Origin of the sequence: Paraburkholderia sp. BR13439, from assembly GCF_040948805.1 — a bacterium.
Lineage (GTDB): Bacteria > Pseudomonadota > Gammaproteobacteria > Burkholderiales > Burkholderiaceae > Paraburkholderia > Paraburkholderia youngii.
Genome location: NZ_JBFPKN010000163.1, coordinates 1 through 364 on the forward strand (window position 1 = coordinate 1; position 364 = coordinate 364).

At 56.6% G+C, this 364-nt stretch carries 1 pseudogene; it reads left to right on the plus strand.

Annotated elements, in window-relative coordinates:
* Positions 1-124 (plus strand): annotated as a pseudogene (locus AB3X96_RS42700) (transposase); the annotation flags it as partial.
* Positions 125-364 lie beyond the last annotated feature (240 nt).

Below are 364 nucleotides of genomic sequence, written 5' to 3' on the forward strand. Positions count from 1 at the left end.
GCAACCCGGCGTTTCCGTCGCGCGCATGGCTCAGGAACACGGGATCAATGCCAATCTGCTACGTAAATGGATCACAAAATACCTGCTGGAGCGGGAGAAAGGCATCTCGCCTGCACCACAGGAGCCTTTTGCTGAACATCACGAGACGGCGCCTGCGGCAGAAGTGATCGATGGCGTGGCCATCGACCTTCTGGTTCCGCGCAAGGCCGCATCACCCACGAGAACGTCATCTGCATTGTAAGCACCCGGCGAAGTCATCTTGATCGGCAAGTCGTGCCGCCCGACGATCATGTCCATTCAAATTTTAAATGGACAGGTGTACATGACGGACGAAGTCGAGGTTGTCCAGGATGTGGTGCAGCCG